Genomic DNA, 21,524 nt, shown 5'->3' with positions numbered 1-21,524 from the left:
GTGGCTTTTTTATGGCACACTGCGGGCTTGTCGAGTTTGATCCCCCGGGAGCCCATGAGTATTTTCAAGAATTTGCCGTTCGAATGGCTGGTCGGCCTGCGCTACACGCGGGCCGGCAAGCGCAGCGGACGGAACAGCTTTATCTCCTTTATCTCCCTGATTTCCATGGCCGGCATCGGCCTGGGCGTGGCGGCGCTGATCGTCGTGCTGTCGGTGATGAACGGCTTCCAGAAGGAAGTGACGGACCGCATGCTGTCGGTGCTGGCCCACGTCGAAATCTTCGACGCCCGCGGCACCATGCCGAACTGGCAGCAGGAAGCGGCCGAGGCGCGCAAGAATCCGGAAGTGATCGGCACCGCGCCGTTCGCCGAAACCCAGGGCATGCTGGTGCGCGACGACGTGCTGCGTCCGGCCATCATCCGCGGCGTGCTGCCCGAGGAGGAACCCAAGGTTTCGGACGTGGCCAAACAAACCAAGCGCGGCAGCTTCAACGCGCTGCAGCCGGGCGCCTACAACATTGTGCTGGGCATCGAACTGGCGCGCACCTTGCGCGTCAACCTGGGCGAGAAGGTGACGCTGGCGCTGGCGCAAGGCCAGCCGACGCCGGCCGGCGTGCTGCCGCGCCTGCGCTCGTTCACCGTGGTTGGCATCTTTGAGGCAGGGCACAACGAGTTCGACTCGGCGCTGGCCTTCGTCCACCTGACCGACGCCGAAAAGCTGCTGCGCATCGAAGCGCCGGCCGGCCTGCGCCTGCGCCTGCAGGACATGCACCGCGCGCCGCAGGTGGCGCAGGACTTGAAGAATTCCATGTCGGGCGACCTGTTCGTGCGCGACTGGTCCAAGCTCAACGCCAATTGGTTCGCCGCCGTGCAGACCGAGAAACGCATGATGTTCATCATCCTGACCCTGATCATCGCGGTGGCCGCGTTCAACCTGGTGTCGACCCTGGTGATGACCGTGACCGACAAGCAGGCCGACATCGCCATCCTGCGCACGCTGGGCGCCTCGCCACGCTCCATCATGAAAATCTTCATGATCCAGGGCGCGCTGGTGGGCATCCTGGGCACCGCCATCGGCGTCGGCCTGGGTGTGCTGGTGGCGCTCAACATCGACGTCATCGTGCCGTTTATCGAACATTTATTGGGAGTGCAGTTCTTGTCCAAGGATATTTACTACATCAGCACCGTGCCTTCGGACCTGCGCTGGCCGGACGTCTTCAAGATCGGCGGCGTGGCCGTGGTGCTGGCCTTTGTCGCCACCCTGTATCCAAGCTGGTGGGCCGCGCGCGTGAAACCTGCGGAGGCGCTGCGCTATGAGTGAACCAGTCGTCCTCTCTTGCCGCAACCTCGGCAAAACCTTCACGCAAGGCGCGTATTCCGTCAAAGTGCTGACCGGGATCGATATCGACGTGCGGCGCGGCGAGCGCGTGGCGATCGTCGGCGCCTCCGGCTCCGGCAAGTCGACCCTGCTGCATCTGCTGGGCGGCCTCGACACGCCGACCAGCGGCAGCGTGAGCTTGCAGGGCAAGGACTTCGCCAGCCTGAGCGAGGCCGCGCGCGGCGACCTGCGCAACCAGTCGCTGGGCTTTGTCTACCAGTTCCACCACCTGCTGCCGGAATTCAGCGCGCTCGACAACGTCGCCATGCCGCTGATGATCCGCCGCGAGAAGCGCGCCGACGCCACCGCCAAGGCGCAGGAAATCCTCAAGCGCGTCAACCTGGGCAAGCGTATTTCACACGTGCCGGGCGAGCTGTCCGGCGGCGAGCGGCAGCGCGTGGCGCTGGCGCGCGCGCTGGTTACCCAGCCCACCTGCGTGCTGGCCGACGAGCCGACCGGCAACCTCGACCACGCCACCGCGCAGCAGATCTTCGACCTGATGCTGGAACTGTCGCGCACACTCGGCACGGCCTTCGTCATCGTCACCCACGACATCGAGCTGGCGCGCCGCTGCGACCGCGTGCTGCGCATGACCGACGAGGGATTGCAGCCGGACGAGGCGTAAGCCATGTGGATCGACACCCATTGCCACCTGGACGCCCACGAATTCGGCAACGAATCCGTGGCGCAGGCGGCGCTGGCGCGCGCGCAGGGCGTTGGAATGATCGTGATCCCGGCGGTGGAGACGGCCAACTTCGCCATCGTCGCGCAGTTGGCGGCCAGCGTGGACAACGCCTGCTACGCGCTGGGCATCCACCCGATCTACGTACCGCACGCCGAGGAAGATCACCTGCGCGTGCTGCGCGAGCAGGTGGCGGCCGCCATGGCCGATCCCAACTTCGTGGCGTTGGGCGAGATTGGCCTCGATTTCTTCATCCCCATGCTGACCGAGCCGGCCATGCGCGAGAAGCAGGAGTTCTTCTTCCGCGAGCAGCTGAAAATCGCCCGCGACTTCGAGCTGCCGGTGCTGATGCACGTGCGCCGTTCGCAGGACGTGGTGCTCAAGCATGTGCGGCAGATTCGTCCCAACGGCGGCATCGCCCATGCCTTCAACGGCAGTGCCCAGCAGGCCAAAAGCTATATCGATCTCGGTTTCAAGCTCGGTTTCGGCGGAGCGATGACTTTTACGCGCGCCCTGCAGATCCGCCGGCTGGCCGCCGAGCTGCCGCTGGAGGCCATCGTGCTGGAAACCGACGCCCCCGATATCTCGCCATCCTGGGTCCATCCCGGCCGCAACAGCCCGGACCAGATTCCCCGCATCGGCGCCGTGCTGGCCGAGCTGCGCGGCCTGACGGTTGAGGAGGTGGCCGCCGCCACCAGCGTCAATGCGTGCGCCATTCTGCCGCGTATCAAATAATTTCCAATAAGGAAATATTTGAAAGTGTGAGATTTGGTTAGATTTGTGATTTGCGCGGCAGTGCATAATTCCAAATCTTGATACCCTAACAACGGATAACCGAATGAAATCACACGTCCTTCACACCGGCCTCGCCGCCATCCTGCTGGTCCCCGTCATCAGTTTTGCCGAACCGAGCGACGTTTCCGAGCGCGCCATCGACGTGCCGAAATGCGCCGCGCCGGCCGCCAAGGTCGTGTTCACCGAATTCAAGTGCAAGTCGGCCGACTGCTCGTCCGGCTCAGGCCAGCAGGACCCGCGCCAGTACCGCTGGTGGGAGCGCCAGGGCAACGTGGCGCAGCCGACCTACACCGGCGTCGGCACCGGCATGACCGAGATGCTGGCCACGGCGCTGACGCAGACCGGCTGCTTCGACGTGCAGGAGCGCGCCGAGCTGGACGAGATCAACAAGGAACTGGCGCTGGTCGGCAAGAAGGTGGAGGCCGAGGCCGCCGATTACATGATCACCGGCTCGATCACTTCGCTGGGCTTCGAGCAGAGCTCGACCGGCCTGGGCGGCCTGAGCTTCCTGAAAGGCCCGCTGGGCCTGCTGGCCGGCTCGGTCGATTACAAGAAATCCAAGGTCCACATGAACATGGACATCCGTGTGGTGGACGTCAAGCGCGCCAAGATCATCGCGTCCAAGACCTTCCAGGCCAACAACGAGAAGACCGGTTTCGGCGTCTCGGCGCTGGGTTGGGGCGGCGGCACCGCGCTGGGTGGCAACCACGCCAGCATCAGCGGCTCGCCGCTGGAGGAGGTGGCGCGCGACCTGCTGGTGAAATCGACCGCCTTCCTGGCCAGCACCATCGCCGCCAAGAACGTCACCGAGCACGTGGCGGTGAAGGCCACCGACGTCAGCCCGAAGTAAAGTAATCGATTAACGTTGCAAATACGCCGCAGGCGCGTCACCGCAAGGTGCGGCGCCTGCGGCGCTTGTTTGTGGGCGTTGTAGAGTTGCCGATACACAAAACAGTATCAAACGGCGATTAAATTTGATTGGATTGGATGTTGCGATCTCCATAAGATGAATTCGAGCGATGTGCAAAATCGCATCAGAAAAAATCACAAAAGGGAGACGTCATGCACCACCAATCTATCCGCGTAGCGGCTGTCCTCGCACGCCCACTCCATCTGAAACTTTCCGTTGCCGCGCTGATGGGCGCCGGCCTGCTCAGCAGCGCCTCGGTGTGGGCGCAAGCGGCCGCAGAACCAACCGAGCCGGCTGACACGACCGTGGTCGTCACGGGCGTCAAGGCATCGATGATCAAGAGCCTGGCGATCAAGCGCACCAATGACCAGGTGGTGGAATCGGTCGTGGCCGAAGACATCGGCAAGCTGCCCGATAACAACGTCGTCGAAGCGCTGCAGCGCGTGACCGGGGTCCAGGTCACCAACCGCGCCGGCGGCGAAGTCGGCACCTTGTCCATCCGTGGCCTGCCCGACGTCCAAACCACCTGGAACGGCCGCAATATTTTCACCGCGTCCGGCACGCAGGTCGCGCTGCAGGACATTCCCTCGACGCTGGTGCGCCAGATCGACGTCTACAAGACGCGCGACGCCAGCCAGCTCGACACCGGCATCGCCGGCCAGGTTGACGTCAAGTCGCTGCGGCCGTTCGATTTCAAAGGGTCGAGAGTGTCGCTGTCGGCGCGTGAAACCTATCTCGAGCCCGCGAAAAAAGGCAACCCGCAACTGAGCGCCATGTTGAGCAACCGCTGGGAAACCGGCATCGGTGAAGTCGGCGCCCTGGTCAATCTGTCGGCCACCGAGACCAAATACCGCAATGAAAGCGTGACGCCGGGCGCCATGGTGCCGTTTGTCAGCCCCAATGCCGCCGAAGTGCCGCCAGGTTACACGCCGTTGCAGCGCATCTTCGACAACAATATCTGGACGCCCGGCACCCACACCGGCTTGCCGATGGCGGCGGGTTCCACGCTGAATTTCAACGGCAAGGCCTATCCTTATTACCTGGCGCGCGACGCCGTGTTCCAGAGCGACGTTGAGGGCAAGCGCGAGCGTCCGGCCGCCAATCTGGCCTTGCAGTGGAAACCAAACAGCGATTCGGTCTACACCTTCGAATCGATGTACAACGGTTATCGCGACAAGTCCTTCAACCGCCTGCTGTTCAGCTTTGTTGACTGGTGGGGTGATCTCGGCAGCAACCCGGCCAGTTCGATCACCACCTTCCCGGGGACCAACGTCATCAAGAGCCGTAAGGTCAATAACGTGTATGGCTTCAACAGCGGCGACTACACCACGTCGGCAACCGATTCCTATGTTTATGCCCTGAACGGCAAGTGGGACCTCGGCGACCGCCTAAGGCTGGAAGGCGATCTGTCGTACCAGACCAGCACCTATCACTCGGAATTCACGGCCACCCGTATCGATCGCGTCGCGCCGTCCATCGACGTCGACTTCAATGCCGGCGGCAACAACACGGCCTTCCATTTCAATAACGACGCCGATCTGACCAATTCGTCCAAGTGGAATGTCGCGCAGTTCTACGACAACGCCAACCGCAACAAGGGCAGCGCCGCGACGGCCAATCTGTCGGGCGTCTACGATGCCAACTGGGGCCCGCTGGAAACCATCCACTTCGGCGTGCGCTTCGACGACCGCAAGGCGTCGGAGGCCAACCGGACGCAATCGGGCACCCTGAACCGCAACCTCGCCACGCTGGGCCCGGAGTATTCCTCCACCAACTCGAACTTCGGCAAGGACATCTCGGACGTTCCGCGCTCGTGGGTGGAGCCGAACGCCTACTACATCCGCGACCACATCGACGACTGGCGCAAGCTGTTCAACTCGACCGATGCGAACTTCCTGACCACGGACAAACTGCGCCTGCAGAAGACCTTCGAGGTGGAAGAAAAGACCAGCAACCTGTTCCTGATGGGGAATACCCAGAACGAGCTGTTCGGCCATCGCCTGCGCGGCAACTTCGGCCTGCGCTACGTCAAGGTCGACACCGACATGACCTTCTACAAGGTGGATGCCACCACCAAAGCGGTCACGCCGTCCAGCGCCAGCAAGTCGACCAGCAAGCTGCTGCCCAGCATGACCCTGATTTACGATCCATCCAAGGACGTGGTGCTGCGCTTCAACTATGGTGAAACCCTGCGCCGACCGAACTTCGGCGATCTGAATCCGGTCCTGCAGCTCGGTGACGACGTGTCGAAGGTCGGTTACGGTTCGGGCAGCGGCGGCAATCCGGACTTGAAACCGACCCGCTCCAAGAACCTCGACTTGACCGCCGAGTGGTACTTCCAGAAGGACAGCGCAGTGTACGGCACGGCGTTCAAGCGCAAGATCGACGGCCTGGTCGTGGGCTTGCGTCACCGCGTTCACGTCGATCCGGCGAACGACCCATTCCGCAACTCGACCTCGGGCGGCGATCACACCAATGGCTATGACTACGTCATCAACTCGCCGGTCAACGCCTCCAACGGCGAGATCAGCGGCGCCGAGCTCGGCTTGATCTACTTCCCGAAAGGATTGCCGAGCCTGCTGGACGGCCTGGGATTCCAAGGCAGCTACACGCGACTCACTTCGTCGCAGAACGTGCCTGACGCCAATGATGCCGGCGTCGTCGTGGCCCAGCTCAAGACCCCGTTCTTTGGCGTGTCGAACAGCTCCTACAACGCCACCCTGGCTTACGAAAAGGGCCCGGTCAGCGCGCGCTTGTCGTATGTCTGGCGCTCCGGCTTCCTGGCCAGCAACGAGGCCGCCTTGTTTGCCAATCCGATCGGTATCTGGCGTCATCCGGAAAAGAGTGTGGACATGCAGGTCTCCTACAAAGTCAACGACAACATGTCGGTCGACATCAGTGGCGTCAACCTGACCAACGAAATGCAGCAGCAGTACTACCACTTCGGCAGCGCGGGTAACGCGCAGGTGAGCAACTTCGGCACGCTCCAGATCGGACGTTCGGTCTCGGTTGCCTTGCGCTGGAAGATGTAAGCTGAACTGAGCCACATCAAACGGCGGCAGGCTTGACGGCCTGCCGCCGTTTTTCTTTGCGTAGTATCGCTGGAGGAGGGCGATGCTATGCGTCTCGGATCGATAGGCCTGGCGATGGGTGCCGCCTGCCTGCAAACGCGGGCGGCGCTGCCGTCCGCATTCGCGCTGGCCCTGGCGCTGTGCCTCTTGCTGGCGTGGCTGCTCGCCTGGCGGCGGCTGGCGGGGCGCATGCCGGCCGTCATGCGTGGCGTGGTGGCGCTGCTGTCCGGCGCGGTGCTCGGCTTTATCTGGGCCGCATGGCTCGCGCATCGCGCTTTGGCGCCGCAGCTGGCGCCAGCGGACGAGGGGCGCGATCTGCGGATCGTTGGCACCATCGACAATCTGCCGTATCGCTTCTCGCAAGGCGTGCGGTTCAATTTCGCGGTGGAGGCGTCCAGCGCGGCGCTGCCCCCCAGGATCTCCTTGTCGTGGTATGCCGGCTATCGCGACCAACCCGCCGATGTGCCGGAGGTGCGTCCCGGCGAGCGCTGGCAACTGACGGTGCGCCTGCAACGCCCGCATGGCAACGCCAATCCCTACGGTTTCGATTACGAGGCGTGGCTGCTGGAGCAAGGCTTGCGCGCCACCGGCTACGTGCGCATGGCGCGCGACAATCGCCGGATCGACGGCTTTGTCTTCAGCGCAAACAACGCCGTCGAACACTGCCGCGCGGTGCTGCGCGACCGCATACTGGCCGCGCTGCCCGGCCAGCCATATGCCGGCGTGATCGTGGCGCTGGTGGTGGGCGACCAGCGCGGCATCGATCAGGCGGACTGGCAGGTATTCAATCGCACCGGCATCGGCCATCTGATTTCGATCTCCGGCCTGCATATCACCATGGTGGCCGGCCTGTTTGCATGGATGGCCTACACGTTGTGGCGCTGGTCGTTCTACACGCGCGCGCAACTGCCGTTGCTGCTGCCGGCGCAGAAGGTGGCGGCGCTGGTTGGGGCCGGGGTAGCGCTGTTGTACGTGCTGCTGGCCGGATTCGGTGTGCCGGCGCAGCGCACCTTGTACATGCTGATGGTGGTGGCCGCGGCGCTGTGGCTCAACCGGCTCACCAGCATCACGCACGTGCTGTGCACCGCGCTTGGCGTGGTGGTGGTGCTCGATCCCTGGGCGGTGTTGTGGCCGGGTTTCTGGCTGTCGTTCGGCGCGGTGGCCATTATTCTGTATGCCACGGTCGGCCGCACGGCTCGTTCGCGCGCGGCCAGCCTGTCGCCTGGCGTGGCGCAGCACGTGCCGGCGCCGCTTACGCGCCGGGAGCGGTTGACGCATGCGCTGCGGGTCGGCGTGCACACGCAATATGTGGTCACGTTCGGCTTGGTGCCGATCACCATGCTGCTGTTCGGGCAGGTGTCGGTGGTCAGCCCGCTGGCGAACGCGGTGGCGATTCCACTGATCAGCCTGGTGGTCACGCCGCTCGCGCTGGTTGGCAGCATGTTGCCGCGGTTGCTGGCGGCGCCGCTGCTGGCCACGGCGCACGGTTTGGTGGAGGCGCTGGCGCTGTGCCTGCAATGGTTCAGCGCCATGCGCTACGCCGTGTGGAGCGCGCCGATGCCGCCGTTCTGGCTGTTCTGCTGGGCGATGGTCGGCACGGTCTGGCTGCTGGCGCCGCGCGGCTGGCCGGTGCGCTGGCTTGGCCTGGCGACCTGGATACCGCTGCTGGCGGCCGAACCATCGCACCCGGCGCCCGGCCGCATGACCGTCACCGCGTTTGACGTCGGGCAGGGCATGGCGCTGCTGATCGAGACCAGCGGCCACCGGCTGCTGTACGATACCGGCCCGGCCTACACACCCGAGTCCAACGCCGGCAACCGCATCATCCTGCCTTATCTGCGGGCACGCGGCATCGGCGCGCTGGATGGCATGGTGGTCTCGCACAGCGACGCCGACCATTCCGGCGGCGCGTTGTCGCTGCTCGAGGGCGCAGGCGTCGGCTGGGTGCTGTCCTCGCTGCCGCCACGGCACCCCATCGCGCGCGCGGCGCGCCAGCACGCACAGTGCGCGGCGGGCCAGGCCTGGACCTGGGATGGCGTGCGCTTCGAGATCCTGCACCCGCTGCCGGCCAGCTACGCCAACGCCGCGCTCAAGCCCAACACGCGCGGCTGCACGCTGAAAGTCACGGCTGGCGGCAAGTCCATGCTGCTGGCCGGCGACATCGAGGCCGAGCAGGAGGCGCAATTGCTGGAGCGCGACGCCGCCGGCCTGCGCGCGGACGTGCTGCTCGCGCCGCACCACGGCAGCGGCACCAGTTCGACGCCGGCCTTCCTGCTGGCGGTGCGCCCGCAGGCGGCGATTTTCCAGGTCGGCCACCGCAATCGCTACCGCCATCCAAAGGCCGAAGTCTACGAACGCTACGGCGCCGCCGGCATCGCCCGCTACCGCACCGACCAGGCCGGCGCCTTGACGCTGGAATTCGATGAAACTATACGAATTTCCAGCTACCGCGGCACCCACGCGCGCTACTGGCAAGCACGCTATTAGAGCGTTTCCACCAGTCCCCGGGCCGGACTCCCATTACAATGGGGCAAAAACAACCACACGGAGACCGCTTGTGAGCAAGCCCAAGCTGCATTTCGCCCATGCCAACAGCTATCCGGCGGGCGTCTATCGCCAGTTCTTTGAAGCGCTGTCCGGGGACTACGGCATCCAGTCGCTCGACATGCACGCGCACAATCCCAGGTACCCGGTCACCGACTGCTGGCCGCACCTGGTGGATGAATACATCGAGGAACTGACCAGCCGCTACACCGAGCCGGTGATCCTGGTCGGTCACTCGCTGGGCGGCATGCTGAGCCTGATGGTGGGGCACAAGCGGCCGGATCTGGTGCGTTGCGTGGTGATGCTCGATGCGCCGGTGGTCGGCGGCTGGCGCGCGTTCGCCTGGCGCATGATCAAGCTGCTGGGACGTGCCTACAGCGTGCCGCCGGCCAAGTTCTCCATCCGCCGCCGCAACGTCTGGCCCGATGCGCAGTCGGCCCATGACCATTTCGCCGCCAAGGACCTGTTCGCCGCCTGGGCGCCCGGGGTGCTGGCCGACTACATGCGAAGCGGCCTGAAACCGCATCCGGAAGGCGTGCAACTGCGCTTCACGCGCGAGAACGAAACGGCGGTCTACGCCAGTCTGCCGCACCACCTGCCCAAGCTGCTGCGCAAGGGATATCCGGTGCCGATCGGCTTCATCGGCGGCGACAACTCGTGGGAGACCAGCCAGTCCGGCCACCGGCACACGCAGGCGCTGGTGGGGCGGCATTTCCGCATCGTGCCGGGCGGCCACCTGTTCCCGATGGAGAACCCGGCCGCCGCCGCCCAGGCGACCAGGGAAATGATCGCCGACCTGCTGGGCGAGCAATCTGGTAAAAAAGTTCTTAAAAAGGCGGCGTTAGCGTAAAATCTCGGGCATTGTAAAACTTCAGGATGCCTCGCGATGACGATTAAAAGCGATAAATGGATACGCCGGATGGCGGAGCAACACGGGATGATCGAGCCTTTCTTCCCGGACCAGATACGCCAGGAAGACGGCCGCAAGGTGATTTCCTACGGTACCTCCTCGTACGGCTACGACATCCGCTGCGCCGACGAGTTCAAGGTCTTCACCAACATCAACAGCACCATCGTCGATCCGAAGAACTTCGATTCGAACTCCTTCGTGGACGTGAAAAGCGACGTCTGCATCATCCCGCCGAACTCGTTCGCGCTGGCGCGCACCATGGAATACTTCCGCATCCCGCGCAGCGTGCTGACCGTTTGCCTGGGCAAGTCGACCTATGCCCGCTGCGGCATCATCGTCAACGTGACGCCGTTTGAACCGGAATGGGAAGGCTACGTGACGCTGGAATTCTCCAACACCACGCCGCTGCCGGCCAAGATCTACGCCGGCGAGGGCTGCGCCCAGGTGCTGTTCTTTGAAAGCGACGAGGTGTGCGACGTCTCGTACAAGGACCGCAACGGCAAATACCAGGGCCAGCACGGCGTGACCCTGCCGAAAGCCTGATCCACGTAAAACGCCCGCCGGTCAGCGCTTGACCGGCAACACCATTTCCACGCACAGGCCGCCGCCGGCGCGGTTGCTGGCCTTGATGCTGCCGCCGTGCGCCTCGATCACGTGCTGGGCGATCGCCAGCCCGAGGCCATGGCCCTCCGCGCTGGCATTGCTGGAGCGGAAGAAGGGCTGGAAGATGGTGTCCAGGTCGGCCGGCGCCACGCCGGGTCCACGGTCCAGCACGCGGATGATCAGCTGATTCGTCTCCGCCAGCGTGCGCGTCTGCAATTGCACTTCGCCGCCTTCCGGGCTGTGCTTGATGGCGTTGCGCACCACATTTTCGATCGCCCGCCCCAGCAGGTCCGGCTGGCCGATCACCTGCACGTCGGCGTCGCCTTCCTGCACCACGGTGCGCTGCTGGCTGGCCGCCTCGTAGCGGGCATCGTCGGCGATCTGGTCGAGCAGGTCGGCCATGCTGATTTCCTCCTGGCTGGCCTTGATGGCGCCGGCCTCCAGACGCGCCAGCGTCAGCAACTCTCCCACCAGCTTGTCCATGCGCACGCTTTCGCGCTCGATGCGCTCCATCGACGCGCTCCATTTTTCCGGCTGCTGGTAAGCCAGGCCGATCGCCGCCTGCAAGCGCGCCAGCGGCGAGCGCAGTTCGTGCGAGACGTCGTGCAGCAAGCGGGTCTGGCCGTCGATCAGGCTGCGCAGGCGCGCGGTCATGCGGTCGAAGTCGCGGCCGAGGTCGTTGAGCTCGTTGCCGACCTTGCCGCTGTCGTTGGCGAAGCGCGGGGCGAGGTCGCCGTTGGCGGCGGCGTCGAACGCTTGGCGCAGGGCGCGGATCGGGCGCGAGAAGTACCACGCCAGCAGCACGGCGAACAGCAGGCTGGCCAGCGTGGCCGCCGCGATCGGCACCCACGGGCCGAGCGGCTGGAAGCGCGGGCCCCATGGGCGGTCGCCGCCCATGTCGCGGCGCTCGTCCATGCCGGGGCCGCCCGGCCCGCCAGGCCCGCCGGGGCCATTGACGGCGCCAGGGTTGTCGAGGCGGTCCGGGCCGGGGCCCGGCGGCGGTGCAAATTGACCGCCGGCCGGCGCGGGGGGAGGGCGTTGCTCGTCATCGCGGCCGGGACCGCCGGGACGCGGCTCCGCGCCCTGCAGCACGGAGGCCGCCTTCATGGCGATTTGCGCGCCGCCGCCGAGGCCGGCGAGCAGGGGGCGCGTGTCGCCCTCCAGGCCGCGCGGGCGCTCGCCGGACGGCAGGAACAACAGATAGCGCTTGCCGTCGTCCGCGCTCAGCTGGCGCACGGCGCGGCGCCGGCCTTCCTCTTTCACGCGCGCGCGCGACTCCTGCAGCGTGCGCTCGTTGACGGCGCGTCCCAGCAGTTCCTGCCCCTGTTCATCCACCGCGTAGACGCGATGGCGCTCCATGTTCTCCAGCATGCGCCGCAGGGCTTTCACGCCGCCATACTCCAGAGTGGCGGCGGCCGCGTTGATGGCCATCTCGGCCGGCGGGCTGGTGTCCAGGCTGACCGCCGAACTGGCCTGGTTACGGCTCTTCAGCCAGATGGCGCCGCCAATGCCCACGGTCGCGGCGAGCTGCGCCAACAAGATCGACAGGAAAAACTTCCAGAACAAACGACCCAAGGCTTACTCCTTGATCAGCTGGTAGCCCAGGCGGTACACGGTCTGCAGGCAGGAACGGCCGTCGGCGATGGTGCCGAGCTTGTGGCGTAGCGAGCTCAGATGGACGTCGATGTTGCGGTCGAAGCGCGCCAGCGGGCGCCCCAGGCCCTGTTCGGACAGGGTGTTCTTGCTGACCGGGCGGCCGGCGTTACGCGCCAGCACCTCCAGCAGATTGAATTCGGTGCTGGTCAGTTCCAGCTTGTCGCCGGCCCAGGTGGCGCGGCGCTGCTCCGGCCACATGGTCAGCTGGCCGACCGTGATGGCGGTTTGCTGGCTGTTGTCCGCCGGCACGCTTTGCGCGCGGCGCAGGATGGCGCGGATGCGCGCGGTCAGTTCACGCGGAGTGCAGGGCTTGGCCACATAGTCGTCGGCGCCCAATTCCAGGCCGACGATGCGGTCGGTGTCGTCGCCGCGTCCGGTCAGCATCAGGATCGGCAACTGGCTGTTGGTGCGGATGCGGCGCAGCGTTTCGAGGCCGTTCACGCGCGGCATCATCACATCCAGGATGGCGATGGCGTACTGGCCGGTGAAGGCTTCGGCGGTGCCGGCTTCGCCGTCGTGCACGGTTTTCACTTCAAAACCTTCCTGTTCCAGGTATTCCTTGAACATGCCCACCAGTTCGACGTCGTCGTCGATCAACAGTACTTTGCTCTTCATTGCAGCCATTTTCTTTAGATACAGATCGCCCATCATAACAGCCGGAACACGCGCGATGACGGCCTTTTACGCCGTTTTACACCACATTGCCAAGTAGTAATTTGATGTCAGACCAACATCTTTACGTCGATTTACGTTGCCCTAACGCCACTTAACGCGGATGCCGCAGAGAATGATGTCTCACTATCAACCCAAGGATGATTTGCATGAGAACATCAAGAAAAACCGGCGGTCGCAATATCCTGCTGGCCGCCGTGCTGGCGCTGCCGCTGCTGGCGATGGCCGCCGGCTTGGACACCGATCAACCGCCGCCTCCTTACGGCGAGCACGACGCTCGCGGCCCGTTCGGCGGCCCCGGCCACGGTGGCCCGGATCGCGGTCCCGCCTTTGGTCCCGGCCGCCCGCCATTCCCGCGCGGTGTGGAACTGAGCGAGGCGCAGGAGGACAAGGTATTTGCCATTCTGCACGCCGAGGCGCCTTACATGCGAGAACAAGCCAGGGCCGCCGCCAAGGCGCGGACGGCGTTGCGCGCGCTGGCCGCCTCGGACAACTATGACGACGCCAAGGCTGCGGCGCTGGCTAAGGAGGCCGCCACGGCGGAAGCCAATCTCGCGCTGCAGCACGTGCGTACTCAACAGAAGTTGCTGGCCGTGCTCACGCCGGAGCAGCGCAAACAGCAGGCGGAAGAGCAACCGCGCCATCCGCAGCGCCCGTAGCATCCCTTGAACCTGAAAAGCGGAGAACCGTATGTCCATCAGCGCCTTGAGTTCCACCAGCGCGCTCAGTTTCCTGAGCCGTTTGAGCAGCACCAACAACATCAGCAGCCAGAGCGGCAGCGCGGAAGGTGTGCGTCCGCCACCGCCGCCGGAAGGGGGCGGCTTCGCGGACGCCATCGCCGAGGCGTTAAAGTCGATAGGCGTTACCGATGACGCCGGTGCCGATACGTCGGCCGCATCGGCCAGCACGGAGACGAGCGACAGCGCCACGAACGACGCCACCGATGTGGCGGCGGCGCTGGGCAGCTTCCTGCAAAGCCTGATGGGGGCCCTGCATGCGCAAAACAGCGCCGGCGCCGAAACGCCGCCGCCTTACGGGGAGCAGCAGGGCGGTCCGGGCAAGCTGGAATCGGACCTGCAAAGCCTGATTGCCAGGCTGACCTCGACCGATGGAGCGGCCGCCACCGAGAGCGGCGATTCAGTGGATCAGTTGGAAAGCTCTTTCGCGAACTTGCTGGACAAGCTCGGCGTGAGTACCGACAGCGGAGACAGCACCGATAGCGCCAGCAAACTGGCAGCTTTCCTGCAAACGTTGTCGACCAAGGTTGATGGCCACGGCGTCAGCGGCAACCTGGTTAACACCACAGTCTGACGCGAATGCCGCTAAGTTAAGCCTTTTCCGACCCGTCATTCCCGCGCAGGCGGGAATCCATAGGGCGCGTGTTCATCAGTTCAGCATGGATTCCCGCCTACGCGGGAATGACGGTTCTTAACTTGGCGGCATTAAGGTCTGACGCGCAATTCCCGCAATATCCGTCGCCGCGCGTCCATGCGCCGTGGCGGCTTTCTCACCCAAGTAGGAGTAGGTATGGAATCTCATGACGATATGCACGAACACAGCCTCGCGGCCGACCTGACCGCGATGCTCAAGCTGAACAGCGACCGCCGCCAGACGCTGCGCTGGCTGCTGGCCGGCGCCTCGGCGCTGCCGGTGCTCGGTTGCGGCGGCGGTTCCGGCAGCGCCGGCGACACCACCAGTACCACCACCACCACCACCACGTCGACCTCGACCACCACCACGCCGACCACCGGCACCACCACCACCGGCACCACGACCACCACCAACGGCTCGTGCTCGGTCATCCCGGAGGAGACCGGCGGCCCGTATCCGGCCGACGGCACCAACAGCAACAGCGGCGGCGTGGTCAATGTGCTGACGCAGTCGGGCGTGGTGCGCAGCGACATCCGAGGCAGCTTCGGCAGCGCCAGCGGCACGGCGGCCGGCGTGCCGCTGACCATCAAGCTGCAGATCGTCAACCCCAACAATAACTGCGCGGCCTTGGCCAATGCCGCCGTCTACCTGTGGCACTGCGACCGTGACGGCAATTACTCGTTGTATTCAAGCGGCGTGACCAACCAGAATTACCTGCGCGGCGTGCAGGAGACCGACAGCGGCGGCAACCTGACTTTCACCACCATCTATCCGGGCTGCTACTCGGGCCGGGTGCCGCATGTGCACTTCGAGGTGTATCCATCGCTGGCCAAGGCGACCAGCGCGTCGAACCGCATCAAAACGTCGCAGTTCACGTTCCCGGTGGCGACCAGCCAGGAAGTCTATGCCACCACCGGCTACAGCGCCAGTGTGAAAAACCTGGCGGCGATCAGCTTCGCCACCGACAACATCTTCAGCGACGGCTACTCGCTGCAGATGGCCACCATCACCGGCAACGCCACCGACGGTTATGTGGCGACGCTGACGGTGGCGGTGTCGGCTTAAGCGAGGTTCATAAAACCCAGGTTGCGGGTGCTGAAGTTGCCGATGTTCGGGAACACATCCGCGATCTGGGTGGCCGACAGCCCGAACCACGTTCCCAACGTGGCTGCGTACTGGTCCACCGAAATGGTCGGCAGCAGGGCGCCGGAACCGACGTCCAGATTGTGGCCCAGGCCGGCTGGGGGCACGGTCCCGTAGATATTCTTGCCCTTGACGGCGCCGCCCATGACGAAGTGGTGGGCTCCCCAGCCGTGGTCGGTGCCATCACCATTGCTGGTGAAGGTGCGGCCGAAATCGGAGGCGGTGAACAGTGTCACCTGTTTTTGCAGGTTGGTGCCGTTCAAGCTGTACAGCATGACGTAGAAGTAATTCAGCGCATGGCTCAGTTGCGCCAGCAGATTGGCCTGGTCCGCCCGCTGGTTGTCGTGGGTGTCGAAGCCGCTGATACCGACATAGAACACCTGGCGCTTCACGCCCAGGGCGTTGCGGCCGCCGATCATGCGCGCCACGGTTTGCAGTTGCACCGCCAGCGGGTTGACGCCGGCCACGCCGGTGGTGGGATTCACGTACCAGCTGGGGTCCGGCACGCCGCCGGTGCCCTTGGGCAGCATGGCCGACGTGGCCGTGCTCTGGGTGCTGATGCCGGCCCGCGCGATGGCCGCATGTTCCTTCTCCAGCAGGTCGCTGCGGTCACTGGAGATGATGTTGCGCAGGGTGCCGGCGGCCGTGGTCGAGCCGAACAGGGTGCCGCTGATGCCGTTGATGGCCGGGATGCTGGTGCCGGCGATCTGGATCTGGCGGATGGTTTTGCCGCCCAACAGGGTGGAGTTGCCGTAGGTGGAGACGGCGGCAAAAGACGAGCTGGAGTTGGCCGAGGCCATCAGCTCCACCATGCGCGCGCCCCAGCCGCTGCCGTTGCTGCCTTCGGGCTTGTTGGTTTGCCACACGGTTTGCTGGTCGTTGTGCGAGAACAACTTCGCCGGCAGCGACACCGAGCGGTTCTGGTATTGCGCCAAGGTGGTCGGCTGGATCAGTGTGCCGACGTTGGCCACTACCGCCAGCACCCCATTGTTGAACAGGTCGCGCATATGCGTCATGCCCGGATTGAGGGCAAAGCTGCGGCCGGCCTGCGCGGTGTTCGGCACGATCGGCAGCAGGGCGGCCGAGGCGCTGCTCTGCGCCAGTGCGATGGACGTGGCGCCGCCCGTGGCGCGCAGGCGCGAATATTCTTTCCACGACTCCGGGTCCGTGGTCAGCAGCGTATTGAAGGAATCGTTACCGCCGGTCAGGTAGACGCACACCAGCGCCTTGTAGTCGCTGGCGTCGGCCGCCGCGGCGGTGCCCATGGCGGCCAGGTTCAGCGAGAAGGGCACGGCGCCGCTGCCAGCCATGGCCAGCAGGTTGCCCAGGAAGCGGCGGCGCGATTGGGTCGGGTTGCTCATCTTCTTTCCTTATTTCTGTACGAGGTATTCAGGCGATGCCATGGTCAGGTAAATTGCCAGGTAAGTGCGGTTCTTCCTTGCAGCGGCGATTTCGGCGCCGTTCCACGGCTTGGGATCGAAGGCGATGGAATTCATGGCGGACAGGATCTGGCTGCGCAAGTCGCTCGACATCGAACCAGCCGTCAGCAGCAGGTCGACGCGGTCCAGCAGTTGTTCCGGCGTGGGCGCCAGTTCCCACTCCTTGCTGTAGTCGGGCTGGATGTCGTCGTCCTTGCCGAAACCGTATTGCATGATGCGCTGCAGATAGTTCAGATAGCCGGCGGTGGATGGGCCGCTGGTGATTTGCAGCTCGGGACCGACCAAGCCGGCGCCGGCCAGCGCCGACCCCGGCGGCGCATAGCCCGGACGGTAGAAGTTGAACACCGACGGCGATTGCAGCACGGTCATGCCCAGGCCATTGTTGATGTCGCTGGTGCCCCAGGCGAAGTACCAGCCGTTTTTCGAGGTGGCGTTAAATGCGCGCAGGAAGTTGGCCATGCGCAGCAGGGGTTCGCGCAGCTTCTTCGGTTTGGCCGCTTCGGTCGCTTCCGGATCGAGCAGGATGGCGCGGATCACCGCCTTCATGTCGCCGCGCACGCCATTGCCATTGTTGTTGAAGGCGGCTGCCACACGGCTGATGTAGGCCGGGCTCGGGTTGCTTGTGACCAGGCGCTGAATCAGCTGGCGCCCCATGAATGGCCCCACGTTCGGGTGGTTGAACAGCGTGTCGAGCGCAATCTTGAGCTCAGTCGCCGCCGGGGTGCCGGCCGGAATGGTCACACCGAGGAAGCTCTTGGACGAGGTCGAGTGATACGCGGTGTAGTTTTGCATCGGCAGCCAGGCGCGGTCCGCGTAGCGGGTGAAGCCCAGGTAGCGCGATTCGCTCTGGTCGGGACCGGCCCAGCTCCAGCCGGTGAATACCTTGGCCAGGCCCATCACGTCCTCGTGCGAGTACGTCAGCGCCGGCTTGCCGTCCACCATCTTGACGGTGCCATCCTGGTTCAGTTGATACAGGCCGATCGACATCAGCTGCATGATTTCGCGGGCGAAGTTTTCGTCCGGCGTGCGGGTGTCGGTTTCCTTGCTGTTGTGCATGTGGCTCAGGTAGATGCCCATCATGGGATCGAGCGCCACGCCTTCCAGCAGATTGCGGAAGTTGCCGAAGCCACGGTTGCCGAGCATATCGTAATAATGCGCCACACCTAGCGGTTCCTCCCACACGTGGTCCTGCTTGGTGGAGATGACGAAGATTTGCGACAGGGCGAACGCCACGCGTTGGCGCAGCTGGTCCTTGCCGGACAGCGCCTGTTGCCAGAACGAGCCCTGGAATTCGTCGGTCGTGGCGGCGCCGTGGCCGGCAAAGCTGCTGTAATAGTTCATGTAGTTGCGATGCATGGACTGCGGCATCCCAAATTGCGCGTCCAGCCAGGCCGAGGTGCCCATGTTCTTCAGCTCGATAATGCTGGCGATGGTCGGACCGAAAGTGGCTTGCGACAGGAAGTGCGCAGCCGCCTGCGAGGTCATGGTAGCGGTAGCAGTGCCCGTCGCGGTGGTGGCTGCCATCACAGTGGCGGTGCGCGCCGGTGCGCTGGTGGCGGTACTCGTGCCGGTGCTGTCGCTTGAGATGGTGTCGGATAAGAGCAGGTTCGGTTGTTGCTTGGCCTGCTGTTGCTCGTCGTTGAAAGAAGAGCCGCCGCACGCGGACAAGATAGACAACGCGGCGATGGCCAGGACCCGTTTGGAGTTGCTCAATGCCATTTGATTTCCTAAAAAAACTAACGGGACCGATTGTAGAAGAGTTTGCCTTCAAATTCTCGCGTGTTTCTTTTTAATAGTGACAACATTACGCTTTTTGGAATACAGTTAACCGAAGTTAGCGTAAAAAGAGCGATCTTGGTCTTATAGTTTTTTGAACACTAACAACAATTTTTTTCTAGAAATGTATATTCCACGCGACGTTTTGTACTGAAAATGTAAATTTTCATGGCGTGCGGGCGAAAAAAAAGGCAGCCAATTGGCTGCCCGATTTTTTTGCTGCGATGCGGTTTACTGTTTGACACAATCCACGAAGTAACCACGCTTGCCATCCACTTCACGCTTGACCAGGCCGTGCACATCGGTCTCGAAGCCCGGGAAGCGCTCGTTGAAGTCGCGCGCGAAGCGCAGGTAGTCAACGATGGTCTTGTTGAAGCGCTCGCCTGGAATCAGCAACGGGATGCCGGGCGGGTAAGGCGTCAGCAGGATGGAGGTGATGCGGCCCTCCAGCTCGTCAATGGCGACGCGCTCGATCTCGCGGTGCGCCATCTTGGCGAACGCGTCCGACGGCTTCATGGCCGGCACCATGTCCGACAGGTACATCTCGGTGGTCAGACGTGCCACATCATATGCCTTGTAGAAATCGTGGATCTGCTGGCACAGATCGCGCAGGCCCATTTTTTCGTAGGTCGGATTGGCGGCCGCGAACTCCGGCAGGATGCGCCACATCGGCTGGTTCTTATCGTAATCGTCCTTGAATTGCTGCAGTGCGGTCAGCAGAGTATTCCAGCGGCCTTTGGTGATGCCGATGGTGAACATGATGAAGAACGAGTACAGGCCGCACTTTTCGATGATCACGCCGTGCTCGGCCAGGTACTTGGTGACGATGGACGCCGGGATGCCGGTCTCGTCAAACTTGCCGTCCAGCGACAGACCTGGGTTGACGATGGTGGCCTTGATCGGGTCCAGCATGTTGAAGCCCGGCGCCAGCTTGCCGAAGCCGTGCCAGTCGTCCTCCGCCTTGATGATCCAGTCTTCGCGCGAGCCGATGCCTTCCTCGGCGAACTCGTCCGGACCCCACACCTTGAACCACCAGTCTTTGCCCCATTCCTGGTCGATCTTCTTCATGGCGCGGCGGAAGTCCAGCGCTTCCAGGATGGATTCCTCCACGAGCGCGGTGCCGCCCGGCGCTTCCATCATGGCCGCGGCCACGTCGCAGGAGGCGATGATCGAGTACTGCGGCGAGGTCGAGGTGTGCATCAGGTAAGCCTCGTTGAAGGCGTCCTGGTCCAGCTTGACGGTTTCCGACTCGCGCACCAGCACCTGCGAGGCCTGCGACAGGCCGGCCAGCAGCTTGTGGGTGGACTGGGTCGAGAAGATCATCGATTCCTTGGCGCGCGGACGGTCCTTGCCGATCGCGTGCATGTTTTTGTAGAAATCGTGGAAGGTGGCGTGCGGCAGCCAGGCTTCGTCGAAGTGCAGGGTGTCGATCTGGCCGTCCAGCAGCTCGCGCAGGGTTTCCACGTTGTATACCACGCCGTCGTAGGTCGACTGGGTGATGGTCAGGATGCGCGGCTTCTTGTTCACGGCGCTGCGTGCGAACGGGTTGGCCTCGATCTTGCGCATGATGCTCTCCATCGAGAACTCTTCCAGCGGGATCGGGCCGATGATGCCAAGGTGGTTGCGGGTCGGCATCAGGAACACCGGGATCGCGCCGCACATGATGATCGAGTGCAGGATGGATTTGTGGCAGTTGCGGTCCACCACCACGATGTCGCCCGGCGCCACGGTCGAGTGCCACACCATCTTGTTGGAGGTCGAGGTGCCGTTGGTGACGAAGTAGCAATGGTCGGCGTTGAAGATGCGCGCGGCGTTACGCTCGGACTTGGCGACCGGGCCGGTGTGGTCCAGCAGCTGGCCCAGCTCCTCCACGGCGTTGCAGACGTCGGCGCGCAGCATGTTCTCGCCGAAGAACTGGTGGAACATCTGGCCGATCGGCGACTTCAGGAAGGCCACGCCGCCCGAGTGGCCCGGGCAGTGCCACGAGTAGGAGCCGTCGTTGGCGTATTCCACCAGCGCGCGGAAGAACGGCGGCGCCAGGCCGTCCAGATAGGACTTGGCTTCGCGGATGATGTGGCGCGCCACGAATTCCGGCGTGTCCTCGAACATGTGGATGAAGCCGTGCAGCTCGCGCAGGATATCGTTCGGGATATGGCGCGAGGTGCGGGTTTCGCCGTACAGGTAGATCGGGATGTCGGCGTTCTTGTAGCGGATTTCCTCGACGAAGGCGCGCAGCGACTTCAGCGCGGTGTCGGTGTCCTCCACCGAGCCGGAGCCGAACTCCTCGTCGTCGATCGACAGCACGAAGGCCGACGCGCGCGATTGCTGCTGCGCGAACTGGGCCAGATCGCCGTAGCTGGTCACGCCCACCACTTCCATGCCTTCTTTTTCCATCGCGTCGGCCAGGGCGCGAATGCCCAGGCCGGACGTGTTCTCGGAACGGAAATCCTCGTCAATGATGACGATGGGGAAACGAAATTTCATGCATGTCTCCAAAAAAGCAAGCCGCCCCTGACCTGTGTGGAGGGGCGGACTAGGGCGCGACCGGTAGGCCGCAAAAAATAAGAACGGGATT

At 64.0% G+C, this 21,524-nt stretch carries 16 protein-coding genes; 11 read left to right on the top strand and 5 right to left on the bottom strand.

What is annotated here, in order from left to right:
• Nucleotides 1–54: 54 nt before the first annotated feature.
• From FHW83_RS27940 to dcd, 8 genes are all read left to right on the top strand, one after another.
• Nucleotides 55–1,320: a lipoprotein-releasing ABC transporter permease subunit gene (locus FHW83_RS27940; RefSeq protein ID WP_176649627.1), complete on the top strand. Its 1,266-nt coding sequence runs from the start codon at nt 55–57 to the stop codon at nt 1,318–1,320.
• Complete coding sequence (gene lolD / locus FHW83_RS27935; protein ID WP_176649626.1) at nt 1,313–2,002, top strand: lipoprotein-releasing ABC transporter ATP-binding protein LolD; 690 nt, start codon at nt 1,313–1,315, stop codon at nt 2,000–2,002. The genes FHW83_RS27940 and lolD overlap by 8 nt, the downstream gene beginning before the upstream one ends.
• Nucleotides 2,003–2,005: 3 nt before the next feature.
• Nucleotides 2,006–2,794 carry a TatD family hydrolase gene (locus tag FHW83_RS27930; RefSeq protein WP_176649625.1) on the top strand — a complete coding sequence of 263 codons (789 nt, stop codon included), beginning with the start codon at nt 2,006–2,008 and terminating at the stop codon, nt 2,792–2,794.
• A gap of 103 nt (nt 2,795–2,897) precedes the next feature.
• The gene (locus FHW83_RS27925; protein ID WP_176649624.1) at nt 2,898–3,704 is read left to right on the top strand and encodes a CsgG/HfaB family protein; all 807 of its coding nucleotides are present in this window, start codon (nt 2,898–2,900) and stop codon (nt 3,702–3,704) included.
• Nucleotides 3,705–3,916: 212 nt separating this feature from the next.
• A complete protein-coding gene (locus FHW83_RS27920; protein ID WP_176649623.1) occupies nt 3,917–6,796 on the top strand; it encodes a TonB-dependent receptor in 2,880 nt (959 codons plus the stop codon).
• Between the two features lie 87 nt (nt 6,797–6,883).
• Nucleotides 6,884–9,322, top strand: coding sequence for a DNA internalization-related competence protein ComEC/Rec2 (locus FHW83_RS27915; RefSeq protein ID WP_176649622.1), 2,439 nt, complete (start codon nt 6,884–6,886; stop codon nt 9,320–9,322).
• Between the two features lie 70 nt (nt 9,323–9,392).
• Complete coding sequence (locus FHW83_RS27910) at nt 9,393–10,229, top strand: alpha/beta fold hydrolase (protein WP_176649621.1); 837 nt, start codon at nt 9,393–9,395, stop codon at nt 10,227–10,229.
• Nucleotides 10,230–10,265: 36 nt separating this feature from the next.
• Nucleotides 10,266–10,832, top strand: coding sequence for a dCTP deaminase (gene dcd, locus FHW83_RS27905; RefSeq protein WP_155467252.1), 567 nt, complete (start codon nt 10,266–10,268; stop codon nt 10,830–10,832).
• 21 nt (nt 10,833–10,853) lie between these two features.
• Here the strand turns inward: dcd and FHW83_RS27900 are convergent, their stop codons facing one another.
• Together FHW83_RS27900 and FHW83_RS27895 are read right to left on the bottom strand one after the other, a co-directional pair.
• On the bottom strand, nt 10,854–12,467 hold the full coding sequence (locus tag FHW83_RS27900; RefSeq protein WP_176649620.1) for an ATP-binding protein: 1,614 nt from the start codon (nt 12,465–12,467) through the stop codon (nt 10,854–10,856).
• Between the two features lie 3 nt (nt 12,468–12,470).
• Entirely contained in the window at nt 12,471–13,163 is a 693-nt protein-coding gene (locus FHW83_RS27895) for a response regulator transcription factor (RefSeq protein ID WP_176649619.1), read from the bottom strand.
• A gap of 206 nt (nt 13,164–13,369) precedes the next feature.
• Here FHW83_RS27895 and FHW83_RS27890 point away from each other — a divergent pair, with 206 nt between their 5' ends.
• The 3 genes from FHW83_RS27890 (at nt 13,370) to FHW83_RS27880 (ending at nt 15,656) form a co-directional block, all read left to right on the top strand.
• Nucleotides 13,370–13,879 carry a Spy/CpxP family protein refolding chaperone gene (locus tag FHW83_RS27890; RefSeq protein ID WP_176649618.1) on the top strand — a complete coding sequence of 170 codons (510 nt, stop codon included), beginning with the start codon at nt 13,370–13,372 and terminating at the stop codon, nt 13,877–13,879.
• A 31-nt stretch (nt 13,880–13,910) separates the two neighbouring features.
• The gene (locus tag FHW83_RS27885; protein ID WP_176649617.1) at nt 13,911–14,531 is read left to right on the top strand and encodes a hypothetical protein; all 621 of its coding nucleotides are present in this window, start codon (nt 13,911–13,913) and stop codon (nt 14,529–14,531) included.
• Nucleotides 14,532–14,747: 216 nt separating this feature from the next.
• Nucleotides 14,748–15,656 (top strand): intradiol ring-cleavage dioxygenase, encoded by a 909-nt coding sequence (locus FHW83_RS27880; RefSeq protein WP_176649616.1) that lies wholly within the window; start codon nt 14,748–14,750, stop codon nt 15,654–15,656.
• Here the strand turns inward: FHW83_RS27880 and FHW83_RS27875 are convergent.
• The 3 genes from FHW83_RS27875 to FHW83_RS27865 all read right to left on the bottom strand — a co-directional run bounded on the left by FHW83_RS27875 (nt 15,653) and on the right by FHW83_RS27865 (nt 21,433).
• On the bottom strand, nt 15,653–17,095 hold the full coding sequence (locus tag FHW83_RS27875) for a DUF1501 domain-containing protein (RefSeq protein WP_176649615.1): 1,443 nt from the start codon (nt 17,093–17,095) through the stop codon (nt 15,653–15,655). The two genes, FHW83_RS27880 and FHW83_RS27875, sit on opposite strands and share 4 nt — an antisense overlap.
• A gap of 9 nt (nt 17,096–17,104) precedes the next feature.
• Nucleotides 17,105–18,892 (bottom strand): DUF1800 family protein, encoded by a 1,788-nt coding sequence (locus FHW83_RS27870; protein WP_176649614.1) that lies wholly within the window; start codon nt 18,890–18,892, stop codon nt 17,105–17,107.
• Nucleotides 18,893–19,180: 288 nt separating this feature from the next.
• Complete coding sequence (locus FHW83_RS27865) at nt 19,181–21,433, bottom strand: arginine/lysine/ornithine decarboxylase (protein WP_176649613.1); 2,253 nt, start codon at nt 21,431–21,433, stop codon at nt 19,181–19,183.
• Between the last annotated feature and the right edge of the window lie 91 nt (nt 21,434–21,524).

Source organism: Duganella sp. SG902, from assembly GCF_013376005.1.
In the GTDB taxonomy this organism is placed as follows: domain Bacteria; phylum Pseudomonadota; class Gammaproteobacteria; order Burkholderiales; family Burkholderiaceae_D; genus Rugamonas.
The sequence above is the reverse complement of the archived record's forward strand: the minus strand, read 5'-3'. Positions and strand labels throughout refer to the sequence as shown.

What these genes read in the sequence shown, in the direction of transcription:
- FHW83_RS27940 (WP_176649627.1), top strand. Translation starts at nt 55, where the DNA reads ATGAGTATTTTCAAGAATTTGCCGTTCGAATGGCTGGTCGGCCTGCGC.
- lolD (WP_176649626.1), top strand. Translation starts at nt 1,313, where the DNA reads ATGAGTGAACCAGTCGTCCTCTCTTGCCGCAACCTCGGCAAAACCTTC.
- FHW83_RS27930 (WP_176649625.1), top strand. Translation starts at nt 2,006, where the DNA reads ATGTGGATCGACACCCATTGCCACCTGGACGCCCACGAATTCGGCAAC.
- FHW83_RS27925 (WP_176649624.1), top strand. Translation starts at nt 2,898, where the DNA reads ATGAAATCACACGTCCTTCACACCGGCCTCGCCGCCATCCTGCTGGTC.
- FHW83_RS27920 (WP_176649623.1), top strand. Translation starts at nt 3,917, where the DNA reads ATGCACCACCAATCTATCCGCGTAGCGGCTGTCCTCGCACGCCCACTC.
- FHW83_RS27915 (WP_176649622.1), top strand. Translation starts at nt 6,884, where the DNA reads ATGCGTCTCGGATCGATAGGCCTGGCGATGGGTGCCGCCTGCCTGCAA.
- dcd (WP_155467252.1), top strand. Translation starts at nt 10,266, where the DNA reads ATGACGATTAAAAGCGATAAATGGATACGCCGGATGGCGGAGCAACAC.
- FHW83_RS27895 (WP_176649619.1), bottom strand. Translation starts at nt 13,163, where the DNA reads ATGAAGAGCAAAGTACTGTTGATCGACGACGACGTCGAACTGGTGGGC.
- FHW83_RS27890 (WP_176649618.1), top strand. Translation starts at nt 13,370, where the DNA reads ATGAGAACATCAAGAAAAACCGGCGGTCGCAATATCCTGCTGGCCGCC.
- FHW83_RS27885 (WP_176649617.1), top strand. Translation starts at nt 13,911, where the DNA reads ATGTCCATCAGCGCCTTGAGTTCCACCAGCGCGCTCAGTTTCCTGAGC.
- FHW83_RS27880 (WP_176649616.1), top strand. Translation starts at nt 14,748, where the DNA reads ATGGAATCTCATGACGATATGCACGAACACAGCCTCGCGGCCGACCTG.
- FHW83_RS27875 (WP_176649615.1), bottom strand. Translation starts at nt 17,095, where the DNA reads ATGAGCAACCCGACCCAATCGCGCCGCCGCTTCCTGGGCAACCTGCTG.
- FHW83_RS27870 (WP_176649614.1), bottom strand. Translation starts at nt 18,892, where the DNA reads ATGGCATTGAGCAACTCCAAACGGGTCCTGGCCATCGCCGCGTTGTCT.
- FHW83_RS27865 (WP_176649613.1), bottom strand. Translation starts at nt 21,433, where the DNA reads ATGAAATTTCGTTTCCCCATCGTCATCATTGACGAGGATTTCCGTTCC.